The 20,603-nt window shown below is 32.4% G+C and carries 22 protein-coding genes; 9 read left to right on the top strand and 13 right to left on the bottom strand.

What is annotated here, in order from left to right:
- Nucleotides 1-48 precede the first annotated feature (48 nt).
- The 6 genes from Q0921_RS06085 to Q0921_RS06060 all read left to right on the top strand — a co-directional run bounded on the left by Q0921_RS06085 (nt 49) and on the right by Q0921_RS06060 (nt 5,605).
- Nucleotides 49-699, top strand: a complete 651-nt coding sequence (locus tag Q0921_RS06085) for a CPBP family intramembrane glutamic endopeptidase (RefSeq protein ID WP_299254868.1) — start codon at nt 49-51, stop codon at nt 697-699.
- Nucleotides 700-938: 239 nt separating this feature from the next.
- Nucleotides 939-1,976, top strand: a complete 1,038-nt coding sequence (locus tag Q0921_RS06080; protein WP_299254865.1) for a hypothetical protein — start codon at nt 939-941, stop codon at nt 1,974-1,976.
- 290 nt (nt 1,977-2,266) lie between these two features.
- Nucleotides 2,267-2,734 (top strand): hypothetical protein, encoded by a 468-nt coding sequence (locus Q0921_RS06075; protein ID WP_299254862.1) that lies wholly within the window; start codon nt 2,267-2,269, stop codon nt 2,732-2,734.
- A gap of 69 nt (nt 2,735-2,803) precedes the next feature.
- Nucleotides 2,804-3,232 (top strand): hypothetical protein, encoded by a 429-nt coding sequence (locus Q0921_RS06070; protein ID WP_299254859.1) that lies wholly within the window; start codon nt 2,804-2,806, stop codon nt 3,230-3,232.
- Between the two features lie 75 nt (nt 3,233-3,307).
- Entirely contained in the window at nt 3,308-3,790 is a 483-nt protein-coding gene (locus Q0921_RS06065) for a hypothetical protein (protein ID WP_299254856.1), read from the top strand.
- Nucleotides 3,791-3,979: 189 nt separating this feature from the next.
- A complete protein-coding gene (locus tag Q0921_RS06060; RefSeq protein ID WP_299254853.1) occupies nt 3,980-5,605 on the top strand; it encodes an amidohydrolase in 1,626 nt (541 codons plus the stop codon).
- 121 nt (nt 5,606-5,726) lie between these two features.
- Here the strand turns inward: Q0921_RS06060 and Q0921_RS06055 are convergent, their stop codons facing one another.
- Nucleotides 5,727-6,497 (bottom strand): hypothetical protein, encoded by a 771-nt coding sequence (locus Q0921_RS06055; RefSeq protein ID WP_299254850.1) that lies wholly within the window; start codon nt 6,495-6,497, stop codon nt 5,727-5,729.
- 45 nt (nt 6,498-6,542) lie between these two features.
- On the opposite strand from Q0921_RS06055, the gene Q0921_RS06050 reads away from it, so the two are divergent.
- Nucleotides 6,543-7,064 carry a DUF2059 domain-containing protein gene (locus tag Q0921_RS06050; protein ID WP_299254848.1) on the top strand — a complete coding sequence of 174 codons (522 nt, stop codon included), beginning with the start codon at nt 6,543-6,545 and terminating at the stop codon, nt 7,062-7,064.
- Here Q0921_RS06050 and Q0921_RS06045 read toward each other — a convergent pair.
- A complete protein-coding gene (locus Q0921_RS06045; protein WP_299254845.1) occupies nt 7,061-7,771 on the bottom strand; it encodes a bifunctional 2-polyprenyl-6-hydroxyphenol methylase/3-demethylubiquinol 3-O-methyltransferase UbiG in 711 nt (236 codons plus the stop codon). The two genes, Q0921_RS06050 and Q0921_RS06045, sit on opposite strands and share 4 nt — an antisense overlap.
- Nucleotides 7,772-7,820: 49 nt before the next feature.
- On the opposite strand from Q0921_RS06045, the gene Q0921_RS06040 reads away from it, so the two are divergent.
- Complete coding sequence (locus tag Q0921_RS06040) at nt 7,821-8,339, top strand: YkgJ family cysteine cluster protein (protein WP_299254842.1); 519 nt, start codon at nt 7,821-7,823, stop codon at nt 8,337-8,339.
- Nucleotides 8,340-8,630: 291 nt separating this feature from the next.
- Here the strand turns inward: Q0921_RS06040 and Q0921_RS06035 are convergent, their stop codons facing one another.
- The 11 genes from Q0921_RS06035 to Q0921_RS05985 all read right to left on the bottom strand — a co-directional run bounded on the left by Q0921_RS06035 (nt 8,631) and on the right by Q0921_RS05985 (nt 18,213).
- Nucleotides 8,631-9,314 carry a Lipl32 family lipoprotein gene (locus tag Q0921_RS06035; RefSeq protein ID WP_299254840.1) on the bottom strand — a complete coding sequence of 228 codons (684 nt, stop codon included), beginning with the start codon at nt 9,312-9,314 and terminating at the stop codon, nt 8,631-8,633.
- 521 nt (nt 9,315-9,835) lie between these two features.
- Nucleotides 9,836-10,330, bottom strand: coding sequence for a hypothetical protein (locus Q0921_RS06030; RefSeq protein WP_299254837.1), 495 nt, complete (start codon nt 10,328-10,330; stop codon nt 9,836-9,838).
- A 216-nt stretch (nt 10,331-10,546) separates the two neighbouring features.
- Nucleotides 10,547-11,206 (bottom strand): hypothetical protein, encoded by a 660-nt coding sequence (locus Q0921_RS06025; RefSeq protein ID WP_299254832.1) that lies wholly within the window; start codon nt 11,204-11,206, stop codon nt 10,547-10,549.
- A 176-nt stretch (nt 11,207-11,382) separates the two neighbouring features.
- Nucleotides 11,383-12,462: a DUF6620 family protein gene (locus Q0921_RS06020; protein ID WP_299254829.1), complete on the bottom strand. Its 1,080-nt coding sequence runs from the start codon at nt 12,460-12,462 to the stop codon at nt 11,383-11,385.
- 29 nt (nt 12,463-12,491) lie between these two features.
- Complete coding sequence (locus Q0921_RS06015) at nt 12,492-13,517, bottom strand: SPFH domain-containing protein (RefSeq protein WP_299254826.1); 1,026 nt, start codon at nt 13,515-13,517, stop codon at nt 12,492-12,494.
- A gap of 18 nt (nt 13,518-13,535) precedes the next feature.
- Nucleotides 13,536-14,303, bottom strand: coding sequence for a hypothetical protein (locus tag Q0921_RS06010; RefSeq protein ID WP_299254823.1), 768 nt, complete (start codon nt 14,301-14,303; stop codon nt 13,536-13,538).
- A gap of 20 nt (nt 14,304-14,323) precedes the next feature.
- Nucleotides 14,324-14,524 (bottom strand): hypothetical protein, encoded by a 201-nt coding sequence (locus Q0921_RS06005; RefSeq protein WP_299254820.1) that lies wholly within the window; start codon nt 14,522-14,524, stop codon nt 14,324-14,326.
- Nucleotides 14,525-14,630: 106 nt separating this feature from the next.
- Nucleotides 14,631-15,320, bottom strand: a complete 690-nt coding sequence (locus tag Q0921_RS06000) for a Lipl32 family lipoprotein (protein WP_299254818.1) — start codon at nt 15,318-15,320, stop codon at nt 14,631-14,633.
- A 30-nt stretch (nt 15,321-15,350) separates the two neighbouring features.
- Nucleotides 15,351-15,695, bottom strand: a complete 345-nt coding sequence (locus Q0921_RS05995; protein WP_299254815.1) for a zinc-ribbon domain-containing protein — start codon at nt 15,693-15,695, stop codon at nt 15,351-15,353.
- 123 nt (nt 15,696-15,818) lie between these two features.
- A complete protein-coding gene (locus tag Q0921_RS05990) occupies nt 15,819-16,241 on the bottom strand; it encodes a hypothetical protein (RefSeq protein ID WP_027393777.1) in 423 nt (140 codons plus the stop codon).
- A 637-nt stretch (nt 16,242-16,878) separates the two neighbouring features.
- Nucleotides 16,879-18,213 carry a DKNYY domain-containing protein gene (locus Q0921_RS05985; protein ID WP_299254812.1) on the bottom strand — a complete coding sequence of 445 codons (1,335 nt, stop codon included), beginning with the start codon at nt 18,211-18,213 and terminating at the stop codon, nt 16,879-16,881.
- A 243-nt stretch (nt 18,214-18,456) separates the two neighbouring features.
- Between Q0921_RS05985 and Q0921_RS05980 the strand changes: the two genes are divergently transcribed.
- On the top strand, nt 18,457-20,603 hold a 2,147-nt coding region (locus Q0921_RS05980; protein ID WP_299254809.1), incomplete at its 3' end, for an integrin alpha.

The raw sequence follows: 20,603 nt of genomic DNA, 5'->3' as shown, positions 1-20,603 counted from the left end.
TTCTCGCTTCACTATCGTTACTTCGTTTAAAATTTAAAACGATAAAAAATGAACAAAACTTTTTTAAAAGCAAAATTGATTCCTATAATCACTATCCTTCTTTGCTGCTTTTTATACCTGTCCGGATATTTTCAAATGATTATAGTAGCTGTATTAATGATAATAGCAAGTGCTATAGAATATAGAAAAGATCTATTTAAATCTCTAGGTTTTCAACGCAAAAAAATAAGAGTAAAAAGTCTGTTAATCACGGCACCATTATTTGGAATTGTTTCTTTTGTATTTTATTCCTACATATTGGTGCCAGGTGTTACTTATCTTACAGGGCAATCTATGGACTATTCTGTGTTCGAACCCTATAAAGGTAATCTGTCTGCAATATTGAGCTTATTTGTTCTTATATGGGTAGCAGCTGCATTCGGTGAGGAAATTGTATTTAGAGGATATCTAATGAGACAGTTTACTAAGTTATTTGGATCCAGCACAATAAGTATTGTAATAAATATTTTATTATTTGGATTTATTTTTGGGTGGTTACACGCATATCAAGGCATAAGTGGTCAAATTACAACAGGTATAGTTGGTATGTTCTTAGCCATTATTTTTCATGTTCGTAAAAACGATTTGTGGTTTAATATTGCTGTTCACGGTTTTTTTGACACTATTGCTTTAGTATATATTTATTATGGATGGATTTAATAATCAAAAACGAGTAAAGCCTTTGTATAACAAAGAAATTACGTAAATCATTGTTGAAAATATAATTTGGTCATTTTGGTAAGTTATCAAACATAAAAATTCGGCTCTAAGTTAATCCGAAAAATTAGTGTCTTTTTACGGGCAATTAATCATAAACAAAAGATGAACCATAATTTTAGGTAAAAGTGTAACATATTAATTCGATATCTATCTATACATTGAAAAGATTAACTCAATAGATGAAAAAGTACCTGATATTAATAGCTGCATTAATTTTTTGTATTTCTTGTTTTTCACAAAAAGAAACCGAATTTAGAATAGGGCAAAAATCAATCACTTATGTAGATGAATCTCGAAATCGTCCTTTGGAGACAGAAATATGGTATCCGACTTATGATTTATTGACTAAAGACGATACTGTCTCGGAGCAAAAAGAACTCTTCGAAACTATCGAAACAATACCAAATGCAAGTATTGCGAATAAAAAATTTCCATTACTACTGATTTCTCACGGTACTGGTGGAAATAGATTTTCACTGACTTGGTTTGTCCAAAGAATGGTAAAAGAAGGATATATCGTTGTTTCTGTTGACCATTTTGGGAATTCCACTTTCAACAAAATACCAAGAGAATTTGTTAAATGGTGGGAAAGGGCAATTGACATAAAATATGTATTAACAGAAGTCCTTAACCACAAGGGAATTGGAATAAAAATAGACACTTCAAAAATAGGTGGAGTTGGTTTCTCATTGGGCGGTTATACAAATATTGCGTTGGCTGGAGGATATGTTGATAGATCTCCAAGGGGAAATCAGAAAGAGAATGGGAGAGAACTGCCTGCCGAATTTCCTAAAACAGACGAAATTATTGATTTAGAAAATGATAGCCTTATAGTTTCATCGTATCAGAAATACAAAAATCAAGTAAAAGACGACAGGGTTAAAGCCTTTTTCGTGATGGCTCCTGCAATTGGATTCGGATTCCATTCTCAAGAACAAACAAAAAAAATCACCGCTCCAATTTTTATTATTGCCGGGAAAGGTGATACGAATACACTAATTGAATACAATGCACTGAATTACCATAGTTTAATAAAAAGTAGCCAAATCCATCTTTTTGATGAAAACGTTGATCATTACGTTTTCCTAAACGAAGCTACAGAATTTGGGAAACAGATAATCCCCGCTTTAACCATAGACCATCCCAATGTAAACCGAAAAGAAATACACGAAAAAACGTTGGGATTGGCAATAGCTTTTTTTAAACAGAACCTCTAAAAAGCATAGCTAATATGAGGTATGGAATCATAGCGCTTGATAAGATTAGTTTGTCCGTCTTTTGATGATATGTAGATGCAATAAAACCTATTGACGCAATTGGGTCTCTTACAATTTTTATTTACTTTCTCAAGATAGATAGCAGAATGGACTTTTCGGACATATCATTTAGTATTTAAGAAGAATATGTGAGAAAGGCGCAAAACTTAGTTATATGTTCATCTGAAAATTTGTTATATTTAAGCAAACTACGTTTACATACAAGTCATTAACTAATAGTACGCTACGTCATGAAATTATCTGATTTAATTGATGAAAAAATATCAAAAATTCGATTTAATTATAAGTTCGAAAATGAAAATGGAATGCAGGAATTTCAATCTCAAATTAGATTGTCAAACGGTAAGATTGTATTATTACCGAAGTATCCTGATGATAACATTGATTTAATTGAAGATTATTCAAATAATAAAAGTGTGACCTTTGAGAAAGCTCAAAGATACGGACTAACATCAAGGTTAATGTTTAGAAATAAACAGATAAAAGATATACATTTTAGGTTTTTAGATAACGAGCATTTTAAAGATTCAAGCGCAATACTTGAGTTGGATAACGGAAAATTTATAACCGAAAACAATTATGGCCCAAATGGATTAACGGATATCAATTTAGTAATCATGAACAAGACTCAATTTCTGAAACTTGCTGATGATGACATCCAAATAAGATCACATCGAAAAGATATTTTGAATAATTAAAGATGAGTTGATTATTTTTATGTCATCTTTAATTATACGATGCTTCTTAAAGAGTATTAAATCCATATGATGAAGTTTAAATTAATAGTAGTAATGTTTAGCTTCTTTCTGATAGCTAGCTGTGGTGTCGGGAACAATAATGTTATAAAAAATAAACATTGGTTAGAGGGCCAATGGACTGGGACTGCATTTCAAATTGATCTCAGTGAGGATAATCAATGGACGATTGAATTAGAAATTAATGTGAAAAAAGAAATATATAACATCTCATATCCAAGCTTGAAATGTTCTGGAGAGTGGGAATTGATAAAGTGTTCAAAAAATCAAGCCACATTCAGGGAAATAATTAAGAATAACACAACGGTTTGTATAGAAAAAGGTGTCATAATTCTCTCCAAAATTGATAAAAATCTAGTGTTATACAGTTATTTTTATAATGATGGGATTAATAGTGACGGTAGAAAAGCCAGTGCCTTTTCTACATTAGAGAAAAAATGAACACTACTAAAAGCGTATAAAAATAATACTTCATACCACATCATTGCTCATGATTAACCCTAATCGTAAATTAAAATGAAAAAATCAACTCTTCTGCTTTTACTAGTAATTTTAGGACTTAGTAGCTGTTTTAATTCATCAAATTCGAAGTCAAATTTAAATAAATTGAATAGCGATAATTATGTTTCTAAAGTAGAACGGGTAGCAATTCTAAAAAATGAAATCAAATATTTTAGTGATTTTGAGAATGCAGAATTTGAATTATTTAACGTAAATGGGTTTTCAAATAGTAGAACTACGATTCCCGGTGCATCCTCATGGGATTATAAATTTATAGTTAAGGTTGATCCTTCAGACATCGATAAATGGACTAACGGAATGATGAGGATGAAACCTGAGTATCACGATGATCAGTGGATGAAAGATATCATTGAGAAAAGAAAAATAGATTGGAAAACAGCAAGTGATCCGGAGATATATACTCGAAATGGAGATAATGTTGTGATGGTAGTATATAGATTAGAAGGAATTATATTTAAAAGAGTGATTGATTTATAATTAAAAAGTAAAAAAAAATGTGATAATGACTGTGAAGAATACCAAAACAAAAACGGTATTAAGCTTCAGAATAAAAACATTAGAATAACCCGATACACTTTTTACAAAAGTTAAGAATGTGATAAAAACGTGATATAATCATTTTTATCTTTATTTTTATCCAGTAACACATTTCAAACTCAACACATCATGAAAAAAGTACTTCTAGGTACGATTTGTACACTTCTTTTTATTTCTTGTCAACAACCTAAAGAAACAGCAGACTTGCTAGTTTTTAATGCTAATGTATATACTGTAGATGATAGTCAGCCAAAAGTCGAAGCTTTTGTTATCAGAGATGATAAATTTATAGCAGTAGGTAGTCTGGAAGAAGTAAGTAAAACATATTCTTTCACAGATTCTGTGGATGCTAGAGGCAAAACTATTGTACCCGGTTTGATTGATGCGCATTGTCATTTTTATGGATTGGGATTACAACAACAAAAAGTAGATCTTATAGGCACTAATAGTTATGATGAGGTACTGGCACGTATTGTAGATTTTCAGAAAAAGAAGAAAGTACCATTTATTACAGGTCGCGGTTGGGATCAAAACGATTGGGAGATCAAAGAATTCCCGACTAAAGAAAAGTTAGATAGTCTGTTTCCAGAAACTCCGGTTGCAGTGACTAGAGTAGATGGTCACGCTATGTTGGCAAATCAGACAGCGTTAGATCTTGCAAAAATAACTATTGATACCAAAGTTTCTGGAGGAGAGATTTTACAGAAGGATGGAGAATTAACGGGAGTATTGATTGATAATCCGATGGAACTTATAGAAGCTATTTTTCCACAACCTACGGATAATGAAAAAGTAGCTGCATTAATGGATGCAGAGAAAATTAATTTCAGTTATGGATTAACAACCGTTGATGATGCTGGATTAAGTCCAGAGGTTATTACTGTAATTGATAGTTTACAGAAAGCAGATCAGTTAAAAATCAGAATGTATGTGATGGTAAGTAACGTTCCTGAATACGTGGACCATTACCTGAAAAAAGGAGTTCATAAAACGGATAAATTGAATGTGTCTTCTTTTAAGGTCTATGCAGATGGTGCATTAGGGTCTAGAGGAGCTGTACTTAAAAAACCATACTCTGATAAGGAAGATCATCATGGAGCAATGGTGATTGGCGTTGATGAATTTAAGGAATTAGCTAAAAGATTAGCAGGTTCTCCTTTTCAGATGAATACACATGCCATTGGAGATTCTGCCAATGCTGTAGTGATGAATACCTATTATGATGTATTAAAAGATAAATCAGATAGAAGATGGCGTGTGGAACATGCACAAGTAGTATCTCCAGAAGAGTTTGATATTCTTAATGATAATCTAGTAATGAGTGTGCAACCTACACACGCTACCAGCGATATGTATTGGGCAGATGAGCGACTGGGAGAAGAAAGAATCAAAGGAGCATATGCGTATAAACAACTCTTAGAGAGAACAGGTAAAATTGCGTTAGGAACTGATTACCCTGTGGAAAATGTTAGTCCATTTTATACATTTTATGCTGCAGTAGCCCGTAAGGATCTAAAACAGTATCCAGAAGGAGGTTTTCAAAAACAAGATGCCTTAACCAGAGAAGAAACTTTAAAAGGAATGACTATCTGGGCTGCCTTCAGTAATTTTGAAGAAAGCGAAAAAGGAAGTATTACAGCTGGTAAATTTGCTGATTTTGTAATTCTGGAAGAAAATATCATGGAAATCGAGGAAGATAAAATTCCCAATATTAAAGTAAATGCAACCTATCTTGGTGGAGAGAAGGTGTACTAATTTTGAATTTTAAGTGTTAGGTATTCAGTGGTAGGTGCGCAGTGTTTGCCCGTTTTCTTTATTGTAAACTGTAGATTGTCGATTTCTTAGTCTAACTTATTAATAATTAATAATTAATAAATTATCGTCCACCTTTAGCCTGTAAATCAGCAATGCATTGTGAGTCTAGTTCCGGGACTCCATTATTTAACATACTTATCATTCCAGTTTCGAATTCTATAGCGGCTTCCATTAAGCAGCTTTTTACATTACAATGACCTCTAGATTCCGTGTCTTCATGCTGGGATTGTAATGATGTACCAATATTTACCAGACCTAATAGATGTGCAAATTCGTGATTCAATGCGGCAGCTTCAACTGTAGATAACATCGGTGCATTAGGGTTACTACTTAATTTTCGGAGTGTATTCTCATAAATAACAATAGAAGTATTTAAGTAAGCAGTGCCTAATGTTACTCTGGTGCCTTCATCGCTGTCATTAGTTCCATCTGCAAAATAGATATATACCTTTATTTCATCTCCTTCATTAAATTCGGTTCTTGTAGTAGTTTCAATTTGTCTTACTTTTTCGATATTAAATGGAGCTAATCCCGAAGAAGAAACCGAACGTTGATTTATTGTGATTCCATCTGGTTTAAAAAGACGTTCTTCTAGAAAATTTCTAAACGTATTTATGGCAGCTGTCGTTGGTTCAAATCCCTGAACAGAAACAATTTCTATGGTTAATCCTTTAAAATTAGTATCACTTAACAAGTCACTGGCAGAACCTCCTAATGGTTGTTTGTTAGAAGACTGGCTATCCGGTACAAAAGTATTTTCATCATCATCAGAACATCCCACGAATAGTAGCGATGTAAATAAAAGTATACTTAAGAATTTTGTAATTTGCATAAAAATTAATTTTCCAGAGGTAATGGTTAGTAAATAAACGAATTTATGAGAGATATAGTTTTTGCTTTAACTTTATTTTTAACAAGTACTGTTTGCATGTCACAAAGATCGTACCAGCAAGATGCTATTCGATATTTTGAATTAAATGGAACCGAACAGCAATATGACGCAGCAATAGATCAAATGTTTACTTTGTTAAAACAACAGTATAGTACTCAGGGTATACCTGATAAAATTTGGGAAGAATTAAAAGGAGATAAAATAGCTGCATTGACTACTATTAAATCATTATTAGTATCTGCGTATCGCAGCAATTTCTCACATGAAGATATCAAACAGCTTATTGTTTTTTATGAATCTGAAACTGGGCAGCAAATGGTGAAGGATAGAACTCAGCTTAGCGATAATCAAAAAGGCAAATTATCCGCTTTCTATGATTCTGAAGTAGGGAAAAAAGTCCAAAATCAAAGTAATTCATTAAGAACAATGGTTGCTGAAGTCAGTGAACAATGGAGTAGGGATTTGTATACCGAAACGATTAATAAACTGAAAAATAAAGGATATTAAATAGATAGCTTAGCTAAATAATCATTGTTTTCTCCTTCTAGCACTAACTCACAAATAAAACCGTGGGCGTTTGCTGCATTCTGTAACGTGTTATAGTCAATATATAACCAATCAAACCAATCAGACTGAAGTTTCTTGTATTTCAGGCGATACTGCATCTCTCCGTAATATCCGGTAGATGCATCTACCCAAAAGCTTCCATCATCCTCAGCAAATAAATAGGAGATATCTGAAGAGTCAATTAGGATTTGACCGTTAGTTTTTAATAAGTTTTTTACGTCGGAAAAAAATTTATCAATATTAGCAAGTTTTCCTATGATTCCGCTTCCGTTCATTAAAAACAGTAAAGTATCGTACTGTATTTCTTTAAGATTAAAAATATCCTGAACAGATGTATTGGCAACTCCTCTTTCCTTACATATTTTAATCGCTCCTTCAGAAATATCGATTGCGTGCACATTTAGTTTTCTATCTTTCTGAAGGAATAAACTATGACTCCCGGCACCACAACCTACATCTAAAACATCTCCAAAAGCAAGATCCAATGCTTTTTGCTCAATTTTTGGCATTTCAGAATAAGTTCGAAATAAATAAGGGATCGGTATGATATCGTCATCAAAATCCGGAGCCTGTACTATAATATCTTCGCTGTACTTTTTGTTATAAAAATCTTTAATCGCTTCTCCGAAAATATCTTTGTTAATCATTATAGTTCTTAATTCGAAATTCGTAATTCATAATTCGTAATTTTGTTCTATGCAAGAATTCATAGATCAATTACCGAAACTGGCCAAAGATACACAGAACGAGAATAAAAAGTATTTTGCAAAGCTTAAAAAGAAACCACCAAAGAATTTGGATACATTCATGCAGGATTTGCATACCAAAGAATTTCAGAAAACGGATTGTTTAGAGTGTGCGAATTGTTGCAAAACCACGGGACCTTTGTTTACAGATATTGATGTAGATCGAATTTCGAAGCATTTAAAAATGAAATCTATTCAGTTTGAAGATCAATATTTGAAAAAAGATGGAGATGGTGATTTAGTCTTGAAGGAAGTGCCTTGTGCTTTTTTGGCTGCGGATAATTATTGTTTGATTTATGATGTGAGACCAAAAGCTTGTAAAGAGTTCCCACATACAGATCGAAAAAAATTTCATCAAATTTCTGATTTAACAATGCAAAATATAGCCGTTTGTCCAGCTGCTTATAATATAGTAGAGAAAATGAAGGAGTTAATGCCTTTAGAGCATAAAAGTAATAGACGCGCATAATCTCGTGTACTCCTTAATAATTATTTATTTTACTTTAAAAAAACCACCTGCTTAGCTGGTGATCATGTTATCGTTGCTTTGCCTGTTTTAGACCTGTCAGGTTTTTAAAACCTGACAGGTCTGGCCCACAATATGAAACTAATTTATATGTTGGTCATTTCCTCTTTTGGGAATTTTATAAAGCCACCTTCTTAGAAAGTGTGATTTTTACTATTATGCTGTAAAAAATTATCCCCGCACTTTTATTATTAAAATGCAGGGATACTTATAAGTGCGTTTTAGGTATTTATCTTATAATCCTTTTTTTAATTCTTCGATAGTTTTTGCCATCGCTACACCTGGTAGTTTGATAGGAGCTGCAACTTCTGCAAGAAAAGTACCTTTTACTTCACCTTTTTTATAAGTTGTGAATCCAATACGATATAAACCAATAGTTAATGCCTTAAGCGGATCGCCAATTTCACTTTTATATCTTAATAAAGAATTGTAACTACTTCCGCTAGGTTGTTTTGGCATTTCACTACTATCATCATTACGATCTAGTGTAGTCCAGTTAGCATTCTTTACAGCGTCTTCACTAATATTATCTTTGCTAATAATATCTGATCGTTCAAGAGTAATATAGGTGTCAAAATACTCATCAGAACTTGCGTTTTCTTCATAAGCTTTAGACTTAGTTGCCTTTTTTATTTTAGTTTTTCCCACTGGCGATTTCATTCTTACACCTAGTTCTGTTGCCACAGCAGGTACCCACATGTATATGTAGTAAAACTTTTTCCCATCTTTTACTTCATCTTCATTTCCAGGAGATGCATATCCAAGGTAAGATACAACTTCTGTATATGGTACTTTTATGGTTTTTGGACCAATCTTTTTTTCTATTGAACTACCGAATTTTTTTAATTTCTGTGCTTGAGAGTCAACAGAACTACCTAAAGTAAATATACTTAGTAAAAGTAAAATTTTTATTTTCATGTTTTTAGTTATTGAAGTTATTGATTAAATTAAACACACTTATTTTTTGTTAAAAAGAGTATCAAATATGAATATTTTTTAATTATAAACTGTATTTTTTTAACGTTTTTTTTGCATAATTTTTTTTAATGACTTTTTTAAAAATATTTTGGAGAGTCATTATGGTTTTAAATTCGAATTTCGAAGCATTCAAAAATGAAATCTATTCAGTTTGAAGATCAATATCTGAAAAAAGATGAGGATGTAGATTTTGTGTTACAAGAAACATCTAATGCTTTTTTTGGATGCAGATAATTATTATTTGATTTATGATGTAAGATCAAAAGCTTGTAAAGAGTTCCCTTATACCGATCGAAAAAAGTTTTATTAGATTTCTGACTTAACTATGCAAAAATATCGTCGTTTGTCCTGCAGCTTATAATATAGTAGAGAAGATAAAGGAATTGATGCCTTTGGAGCATAAAAGTAATAGACGCACATAGAGTGGCTTTTTTTCTGAGCAATTATTCTTAATATTTTTTTTATTCGTCAATTGTTGCGATAACCCAGTTTCTGTAACCTGTACGGGATTCTACTGCTATTTTCTGATTTTTGCCATCATCACTAAAAAATAATTTTCCTTCACGTTCGATGAGCATGTTAAAATTAGATTTTTGATTATTTTTCTTAGTATATGTTTCTAAAAGTAACTCTAAGCTTTCTAAACTAAATCTTCTATTCTTTTCTGCAATCCATTTTAGACGACCGTTCGATGTGTATTTTATAACTACATCCGTACTTTCTTTAGGTTCAATATTGTATAGGTGTGATTTAGTTTTTAAAAATATGTCGGAAGCACCAAAATCATTAAAGATTTCTTGAGTTTTGAAAATTGAATCGTTCGTACTTCCTGAAAGTACTTTTTTAATTTTAAAAGTAAAGACATGAGAATTATGTCTTTTTCCTGTAGAAAAAATATCAATCAGTTCGGCAACCGCGGTGACATACATCTCCGAATTTGGTTCTTGTGCTTTCATTGGATTATTCAAAATTAAGACTAGAAGAATAAATACTTTTTTAACCATATGACTATTACGATTTTGTTTCCTGCATTTTAAGTGTTTTTTAATAATTATGATCAATTTAATTTAGATCAGGTTTTACACTAGATACAAGATTATTATTAATTTTTGGTTTCTATTGTGACTCCAAAAATTAATATAATTTTATTCTCAAGTTTCTCTATTTTGAAGTCAATTGCTAATTTCAATAAATTCTTCTCGTTCTATTTTTTCACCTGATAAATCTCTCGGAAACATATCTTCTGGCATTCTTGCATAATGACCACTCAGAGTAGAGAGTACTTCTCCAGTTTCTTTATCTATCTCTTCTTTAGAAAACCCTCCTCCTAATTCAGGATCTCTTGCAGAAAAATCTACTAAGTAGTGTTTTTCTTTTTCATAAATAATCGTTGGGGACCATCTCTTTCCTTTGTTAAAAATATCAGTACGTGTTCCATCAGGATTCATTATGAAATTAATAACTTTTAAGTATTCTGATGTTGGTCGATAAAAAGTAGTGTTTTTTCCATCATTATTTACGCTGCTTTTGGAAATAAATTTAGATGGAAACTCTACCGAAATACCCGAATAATGACTAGTATTCTTGGGTAAGTATAAAACATTATAACCCAGTTCTACTAATATTCTTTGATCACTTGCTTTTACAGTAATGAAATGGAAATCCTCTTTTTTGATCTCTACTGTTTCTTGCTCTCCTATTTTTTTTAAAGCCAGTTTGATAATATGATCTCTTCCTAATTCAACTAGTCGTTTTACTTCTTCGTTTGGCTTCGTGTTTTGAGAATATGTCATTTGCATACATAATGTGATTAATAAAAGGACTGATTTCATTTTCTTGAATTAGTTGTATTACTCTTCTTCTTTTTTTCTAGCGTTGATCATAAGGATTAGAAATATACTGCTATTTCATAAAACGAATGACCTGATTTTATCAAGTATTAACTATATCTAATGTCATGGAATTTATTGATAACCATCAGGTCATTGTTATCTAGAAACTAATACCCCTAGAAATCTATATCGTCTCCAGCTCCTGCTGTAGCAAACTCCGCATTGTATTTTTCCATTAGTTCTCCCATTTTTAAAGCCATGCGGGTATCAGTTGCCATTTTTGTGGACCACTGTGCTCCGACAGAGCTCCAATCGCTAACGTTAAGTCCATATTCATTAAGTATAGAAGCAGCATCTTTTCCTTGTGCAGCACCCATGTTTTGATGACACATAATTTTTATGTATAATTCAAAATCTTCAGAAACTTTTTCTAATGAACTTCCACTTGCAGTAGCACTTGTTTCTGATGTTTCATTGGTTCCTGTTGATGCAAATTTTCCAATATCAGAATTCAGAAATGCATCACCATATACTTTTGAAATTGCAAACGTAGTATCCTGAGACATTCTAGCGGTCCACTCTGCAGAAACTTCATCCCAAATGGGTTTTTCTGTTTCAACTACTTTCAATACATCTTCAAAATCCATACCGCCTGCGATTTTTGCATTTGCAGCAGCCCAAGTTTCCATATCAATTCCGTTTATTGGATCTAGTAATCCACCTTCCGAAGCGGCTTCTATGTGAGCATCCATTTGCGAATCAAGTTTTGCCTTTTGTTCCTTCAGAAAATCATCAGCAGCATCCATCGCTTGTTCTTCTGCAGAATCTAATAGTGAAATCCCCCAAGAAAAATGTTTCTCATTAGAAAAACCATAGTGTTTAATTTGAGTATTAAATTCATCTGGATTACTATGTTGAAGTCCTTGAATAGTTGAGAGTTTTTCTTTAGCAATACTATGAGAAAGCTCTTGTACTTGTTCCGGCATTTCGAATCTGTTTGCGTATCCGTATCTCCTGATACCTGATCTAAATTGACTATTAAGATCTACCCAATGTGGCTCGTTTAGATTAGGTTTAAATGGCCATAAATCACATGCTTCATCTTTTTCGATATCGCGGAAAGATAAATCTGCACAAGGCCAGGTAGTATAATCATAACTGTGCCAATCCATTCGATCTATTACTGTTAGATATTCTTTATATTCATCTTTTTGTTTTCCAGAAACGTTTTGATATAGTTCATTTGTGTTGCTCATGATATGTTGGTTTTTGTAATTAATTTTTATTAAAATTGAGATAGTATATCTTGTTTTTTCTGTTTGTATTCTTGCTCATCAATAAACCCAGCATCAAACATTTTTTTTAGTTTTTCTAATTTTTGCATAGGATCATCTGGGTTTGATTGTGTTGGTGGAGGAGTATTTTGCTGTTGTTGTTGATTCTGACCGTTCATCATATTTCCCATCATTTGTCCCATACCAAGACCAGCACCCATTTGCATACCTAAGTTTCCACCACCTTCATTTTTTGCCATGTTCTTAAGCGCTTCGAGCTGTTGATAATCTTGATAGCTTACACCAAGTTCTTTTATCGCTTGTGCTTCAGCACTCATATCTGCTATTCTACTGATTCTAGTTCTTGTTTCCTCATCAAAACTGGTTCCTTCTATTCTAAAATCTAGTAGTTCAAAACCTAGTTCATTGAAGATGCTTTCGCATGAGGCTTTAGAAAATTCGGCAATCTCAATACGATGCTTGTCAATGTCAACATAACTAAAGGATGCTTTGGCAAGAAAATCACTTATAGGTTGTGTGATTCTTGATAAAATCACTTTTTGTATTGCTTTTACTGGGTAATAATCTTCACCTGCAATTACATTAGTAAAAAAGTCAATAGCTTTAGTAATCTTAAATGAAAAATTACCAAATGCACCTAGTCCAACCGGAAAATTATATACAGGATCTTTATAGGTTATTGGAGAAGGAGTGCCCCAACGAATATTTTGCATTTCTGCTTTTCGATAAAAATAGATTCCTACTTTATGGGCAGACTCAAATTTATACATTATATTTTTGATGGTCGTCCAGAAAGGAATATTGCCCGTTTTAAGATCATATAACCCTTCTTCTTCAAAAAAACCTTCCACCTTACCTTCATATACAAAAAGACATCCTTGTCCTGGTCCGACGATGAGTTTTGATGCATTTTTAATTTCATCACCACTTTGAGTCCATTTCTCAAAAAGAGTATCGGACGTTGGATTTTGCCACTCAATAACGGAGCGTAATTGATTACTAAATGAATTAGCCATATTTTTCTTTTTTTTGATTTATGAATAATCGATTATCAATGACATTTTAGCGTTGAGATCTTTTTCATATCTATCTTGATAATCCGGAATGATTTCGATCCTTTTCTTTAGAAAGGCTTCTACGTATTTTCGATACTGGTTTGCTAGCTCATCTTTTCCATAAACATCTCGATCATTTAGGTAGTTTTGAAATTTAAGCTCTTCATATTTTAGATAATGCTCAAGTGCTGCCGCTTGTCCTAAGGCATCAATAGCAAAATGTTCTATGTTTCTTGCTTTGGTTCCCGGTTCGAAAGTGTTTACAGTTTGGCAATAATCGCAGGTACTGTAATAAGACCTGAAAAAATTATTTTTTACAGGGAGTTTTGCTTGACATTGAGTACATGAAAAATCTTTAGACAGTGTGTCTTTTGCTATAGCCAGTAGTTTTTTTGCTGCTTCCGAGAAAATCCGAACTTCATATGATTTTAATTCTTGATCTAGGTTATGTTGAAGTTGAAACCCCTTATTTCGTTCCTTGATTAATTGAATGGAGTCATCATCTAAATCTACGTTTAAAAAGGTGTCTTCTACTTTATTATACCAAGTATCCTCTATTTTAGAAATCAAATCATAAGCTTGTGAATATATCCCTTGCCAAGCATTTTGGAAAGTTGTAGTTTCAAAATCAGTAGCTTCAAATAATAATGGTAATACAACTTCTGTTTTGCTCAGTACTTCGTGAAATCGATCTTCAATTTTGGTAAGAAAAGTATTCCATCTATTTTGTGTGACTGTAAAAGACATCTTAATAGGTTTGTTAAGTTTTAGTAAAATTGATTTTCGCAGAAATCGCAGTATTTAAGATCTGTATCGCTTGGTCTAGCAGCACCACAGTTTTTACATTTTTTCGTCTCAAGACCAGCGTTTGTTTCTTCGTATTTCTTGGTAGAAGAAATAGCATTGCCTAATATATCATCGAGAATACTCTTTTTTTCTTTTTGATTTTTTTCCGCGTCATCTTGCATAACGTAAGTGAATTAATTGTTTTAGAAAGAAGAAGTGAAAGAAAGTTATCCCTATGTTTTTGTTGACATAGGAATAACTATCCAGTTTTTGTTTGTTAAGAATGTATTATTTACTAAGTCCCGTTTTTAGGTCTTTAATGGTTTTAGCCATTACTACACCTGGTATTTTTATTGGAGCAGCAACTTCTGCTACGAAAGTACCTTTTACTTCTCCGGTTTTATATGTAGTAAAACCTATACGGTATAACCCAACAGTCAGTGCTTTTAAAGGATCATTAATATCACTTTTGTATCTTAACAAAGAGTTATAAGTACTACCACTTGGTTGTTTTGGCATTTCTCCACTATCATCATTACGTTCTAGAGTAGTCCAGTTAGCATTATCTACAGCATCTTGACTGATATTATCTGTACTAATAATATCTGAACGTTCTAGTGTAATATACGTATCAAAATAGTCTGCGGATTTAGCATTCTCTTCGTATGCCTTAGACATTGTAGCTTTTTTAATTTTATTTTTCCCCACTGGAGACATCATTCGCACTCCTAATTCTGGAGCTGCAAGTGGCACCCATACGTAAATGTAGTAGAATTTTTTTCCATCCTTTACTTCATCTTCGTTACCTGGAGCTGCATATCCAAGATATGATACTACTTCTGTATATGGTACTTTGATAGTTTTTGGACCTATTTTTTTCTCGATTGAGCTTCCAAATTTTTTTAATTTTTGCGCTTGTAATGTTGCTGAAGTTCCAAGTGCTATAATGCTTAATAGAAATAAAATCTTTGTTTTCATAATTTGATAATTTGCGTAATTTAAAATTGTTTATTTAGTTAAAAATGGTAATATGAATATTAACGTAATCAATGATAATACAAGGATAATACCGGTAAAGTGATACCAAGGAATTTTGATTTTATTGTTTTCGAAGTATTCGAAACTAGTGATCAATTCCTGGTCTTTAAATTCTTTTTTTTCAAAAACACCTTTGCAGTGACTACATACTGAGTAGATTTTTTTCCATAGTGGGAAAAACGGAATCCAGAATACATGAAAGTATTTTCTATACCCCTGAATCCACATCTGATTTTTTGTTTTGCAAAAAGGACAGCAACCTCCATCAAGTTTTGCAGGATGTATGGTAGAAGAACTTGTTCCGAATATAATCATGGCAAATCAATGTATGTTAGATATTCTTTTAGTTTGAAACTTTACTTGAGTTAGGAATAGGAGAGAGAATTCAATCTTAAAGAAAGGTTTCGTTCTCTCCCCATTCTTCAACTAACTAACATATTATGTAAAGAAAAGGAATGATGCTACAATCATCCATCCACCAACGATTAGTCCAAATACTCCAAGTTTACCTTGTTTAGGAGCTAATTTTGCTCTTAGTTCGTTAGCTTTTTCTTTTGCTGCTTCATTTTTGGATAAGAAAAATTTATTGATAAGTCCAAAACCTAACATAAATCCTAGTACTGCAGAAATAATGTTACCTGCTAATAATGTCACCCACCAGATTGGGTATGTAGTAAGCCACCCAAGATTTAAGATAGCTGAAATAATTCCCCAAACTCCCCAGAAACAAAATACAAGTCCAATCCATCCTTGGTATGGTTCGATTTTTTCTAAAAGTTCTTTGGCGTTAGGTTTTTTTGAAAGCAATAATGATGGTACTGCTAAAATACTTAATAAAATTAATGAGATTCCCCAGATCATATCTTTATGGTTTTATAGGGTTAGTAATTAGTTTAATGCTGTAAATCTTGATGTATTGTTTATCAATAACTACAGTACAAAGATGTGATATATCTGAGCTGTGCGGAACACCCTTTCTGGTGAAAATGACTACCCTGAAAACAGTGAAAAAAGTTTTGTTTTAAAAACCTATTTTAAAATCATAAATGCGTCATAACCTATTGTGAATAGTAAGAAAATATTTATTCTAATGAAGGACCTAGAAAAACATCTTACTCTTAAAGAAAATTAAAAGAGTCATTATTATTTTATTGCATCAAAAAAAAACGTACTTACTTATAAGTGCAGGAATATCCGAACAAACGGAAATAATAGAAACAAAGTATTTTGAAGATTCTAATATATTAGCTAAAGAAATAAAATATTCTTGTTTTTACTACATTGGGACAAGGATATGAAGAACATAAAAAAACCAGAGAGGTGTTCGGCTTTTTTATAACATTAGCGCAACTAAAAACAGGAGATATGGGACTGTTTGAAAGTAGAATTCTAACGTTATAGAACCTTGTAGCCACATATTATAATGAAGATAATCATTCGTTTGTTCAATTTCCTGGAGTAAAGATGATGGATGAATTTTCATAAGAATTCATTACCATTAGTTTAAAGGGGTATAAATTAATTTATCAGTATGATCATCAATAGTTTCTCCATACATTCCTTCTTTATATACAAAGGTATCCGGATCCGTATAGAGCAAACGTTTTTCAAAAAAGTATACGTGGTTTTTGTCTTTTGCGAAGCTAGCGTTTATGGTTTCAAAGGAATCAAAATCGGCATCTTTAATTACTGATGCCATATAAAAAATGTGATTTTGATCCCTTGCATATCTATCTTCGCAATTTTCGTATACCGTAAAGCTTTTATAATCAGCATCAATAATTCGGTTGGAGAAGCAGTATATCTCATTTTCAAAGAGTGTGTGACTCTCAGAGATTTTATTCAAGTTTTTTTCATCAGTAAAAATGACATGGTTTTCATCATAATTCAACCATCTTAGATTGTAGTTGTTATTTAAATGATTAATTTTTTTGGTACTATAATCTTTAGCGTTGGGATTCATTACAACGCTACCGATATAATATAAGTTATTTTTATCCTTAGAGAATAACGGATCTATAAACTTGTAACTATTTGGATCACCATTTGGTAATGCTTTGGTCTTATAGTAGAGATGGTCTTTATCTGATTGATAGTCTTTGTTAATGATTTTAAAAGTTGCAGCATCAACATCCTTAATTACTTTATTATGGAAATGGATAGCATGAGAATCTGTAGCAAAAGCTCCTTTAATAACTTCAAAACGATCAGCATTGGTAACTTTTAAAAGATGATTTTTATAATAAATAGCATTTCCAATTTTTAAATAGTTTCCAGCAGTATCATTTTTTATTGCTAATGGTATTTCATCGATATTGAGGATTTTGTTCTTGTTGTAAAAAAGAGTTTTGTCATCTTTTGAAAAATCACCGCATAAATATTGAAAAGTGCTTGGATTTGCTTCTTCTATAATGTCAAAAAAATAAAATACATGATTAGCATCTTTGGTGTAGTAGTAGGAAGTGTATTTTTCCTCAGAAACTGTATCAAGGATCGGTTCAAATGTTTTTGGATCTGCACCTATAAGAATTTTCTCGTTATAGTAAACGTAATTTTTATCTTTAGCTAAGTTATATGCTATTACTTCAAAAGATGTTCGATCTGCTTTTTCAATTTTTCTTGCTCCTAAACTAAAAAAGTTAGCATTACTTACGTATACAATTTCGTTTTCTTTATAATAATATTGATTACTAATATTGTTATTGATAGCTACGGCTCCATTGGTCGATGGAGATGAAACCCATGAAAAAAGTACTATCACTATAGTATAATAGACAAAAATAATGCCTATCAAAATTCCCAATATAATGCCAATGATTTGTAGTGTTTTCATGTATAACTCTTAGTTGTTTTATCCAAAATTTGATGTTATAAAATCTTACTAATAAAATTGTTTCTACATTTTAATTCTAAAATTAATTTACAAATATGCAATATATCTAAGATAGAATACTCACGTTTTTATGTGAAAAACTATACCCTGAAAACAGGGAGGTGCTTGTTTTTTCAAAACACTGTTTATGGTGATTTGAAATATTTATGTTCTATATAATTTTGTTCTGCTAAAATTAGAATCATGAAGAATAAGAGTATTGTCACTTTTATAATCAAGAATGTTGTTTTTATTTTTTTATGTTACTTAAATTGTTCTACTTCGCAAGCACAAAATCAATTATATCCTGCCAATTTCGATATTACTTCGTTGAATGGTAGTAATGGTTTTCGGATTCCTGGTGTAGAGGCAAGTTCACAGTTTGGGGCAGAAACTAAATTTATAGGAGACATTAATAATGATGGTTTAGAAGATATATCAATTTCTTTTAGTAGTGCTGAAAGGGGAGGAGTTGTAGGAGCTGGAGTTGTATATATCATTTTTGGATCAGATACTGGCTTTCCCTCCGTGTTCGATGTAAATATATTAAATGGTTCTAATGGTTTTGTTTTTGAAGGAATAACTCAAACAGAAGCTATTGGATTGGTTGTTGAAGGTGTTGGTGATATTAATGGAGATGGTATTGATGATGTTGTTATCGGAGCAAGTAGATTTTCACCAGGAATCGTTGTTTTATATGGGAAATCTTCTCCGTTCAATGCCGTAATCAATAGAAATGATATAGGTTTTTCCGAGGGATTTACTATTATCACCAATAGTGTTTCGACACAAATGAATGATATAGGAGCTTTGGGTGATGTAAATGGAGATGGTCGAAACGATTTTATATTAGGGAAAGCCATTGGCGGCGACGCTTGGATTTTCTTTGGGAGACCTTCAAATTTTCCAATTAGTGTTGATGCTTCTTGGCTAGACGGTATGAATGGTTTTAGGACCAGCTCATATAGCAATAGTTTACGAGAAGCATATCTTGTTGGTGGAACAGGGGATATTAATAATGATGGGTTTAATGATATTATATTAGGTGATTGGTCAATAACTTCAGGTAGTTCTTTTATAGAAAGAACTCACGTCATTTTTGGACGTAATAGCTTTGACCCACTGGTCGATGTTACTTCTTTAGATGGGAGTAATGGTTTTGTAGTAGATCATACAGGAGGCAATTTTTTGGCATTTACAGGAACATTAGGTGATATCAATGGAGATGGTATTGATGATTTCTTTTCTGAAACAGCTGCTATCTTTGGGAAAGAATCAACGGATCCTTTTCCAGCTTATATTCCATTTAGTAGTGTTCAAGATGGTACATATGGTTTTATTTTGCCAGGCGGTTTAACTTCGGCTTCTATAGGAGATGTTAATCAAGATGGTATAAATGATTTTATCTCCGTATATCGAGCAGAATCTGGGCCAGATGCTAATGCTTATATAGTATTTGGAAATACAACAGGATTTCCTAATCCTATAAACGAAAGTTCATTGAACGGAGTTAACGGGTTTGTTATTCCAGGGTTTAGAACAAGTAATATAGGGAGGCCGGTAAGTGGTGATGGAGATTTTAATGGTGATGGTATTTCTGATTTTATTGTAGGAAGTCCTGGTGAAACCCCAGAAGGGAGTACTGATAGAACAGGAGAAGCTTACGTTATTTTTGGGGGAGATCATTATGCAATGCCTTTAAATAATGGGTATCCTCAAGCAATTGATGAAACTATATCAGGGTTTACTTTACTTGTTAATGGTCCTGAAACGGGAACGATTCATTATGCAATTTTTCCAGGTAATTTTTCTGGAACTGTTGATTATGATGATGTTTTGAATGGAGTAGGAGCGACAGAAAATGGAAATTTTTTAATGGATGTAGCTAATACAGATGTAGAAGAAGTGATTTCTTCTTTGAACGCTAGTACCACATATGATATATATCTATTCTTAGAAGATGGAGTGGGAAATCAAGGGCAAATTTATCATATTAATGATGTAACTACATTGTCTAATTCTGATACAGAAAATCCTACTGCTAGCGATCCCTTGCCAATTAATATTCAATGTTCTGCAAATGTACCTGCCTCCGATATAGCGGTAGTTACGGATGAGGCCGATAATAGTGGAGTTACTCCAACAGTAGCTTTTGAAAGTGATGTTAGTAATGGGAATAGTAACCCGGAAATTATTATCAGAACCTACAGTATAACTGATGAAGCTGGTAATAGTATTAATGTTACTCAGACCATTACCATAAATGATACGACGGATCCTACTGCGAGCGATCCAACATCAATTATTGTAGCATGTATTTCTGATGTACCTGCGCCTGATATTGCAGTGGT

Source organism: uncultured Aquimarina sp. (assembly GCF_947496855.1).
Lineage (GTDB): Bacteria > Bacteroidota > Bacteroidia > Flavobacteriales > Flavobacteriaceae > Aquimarina.
This window is presented reverse-complemented; position numbering and strand designations above follow the sequence as displayed.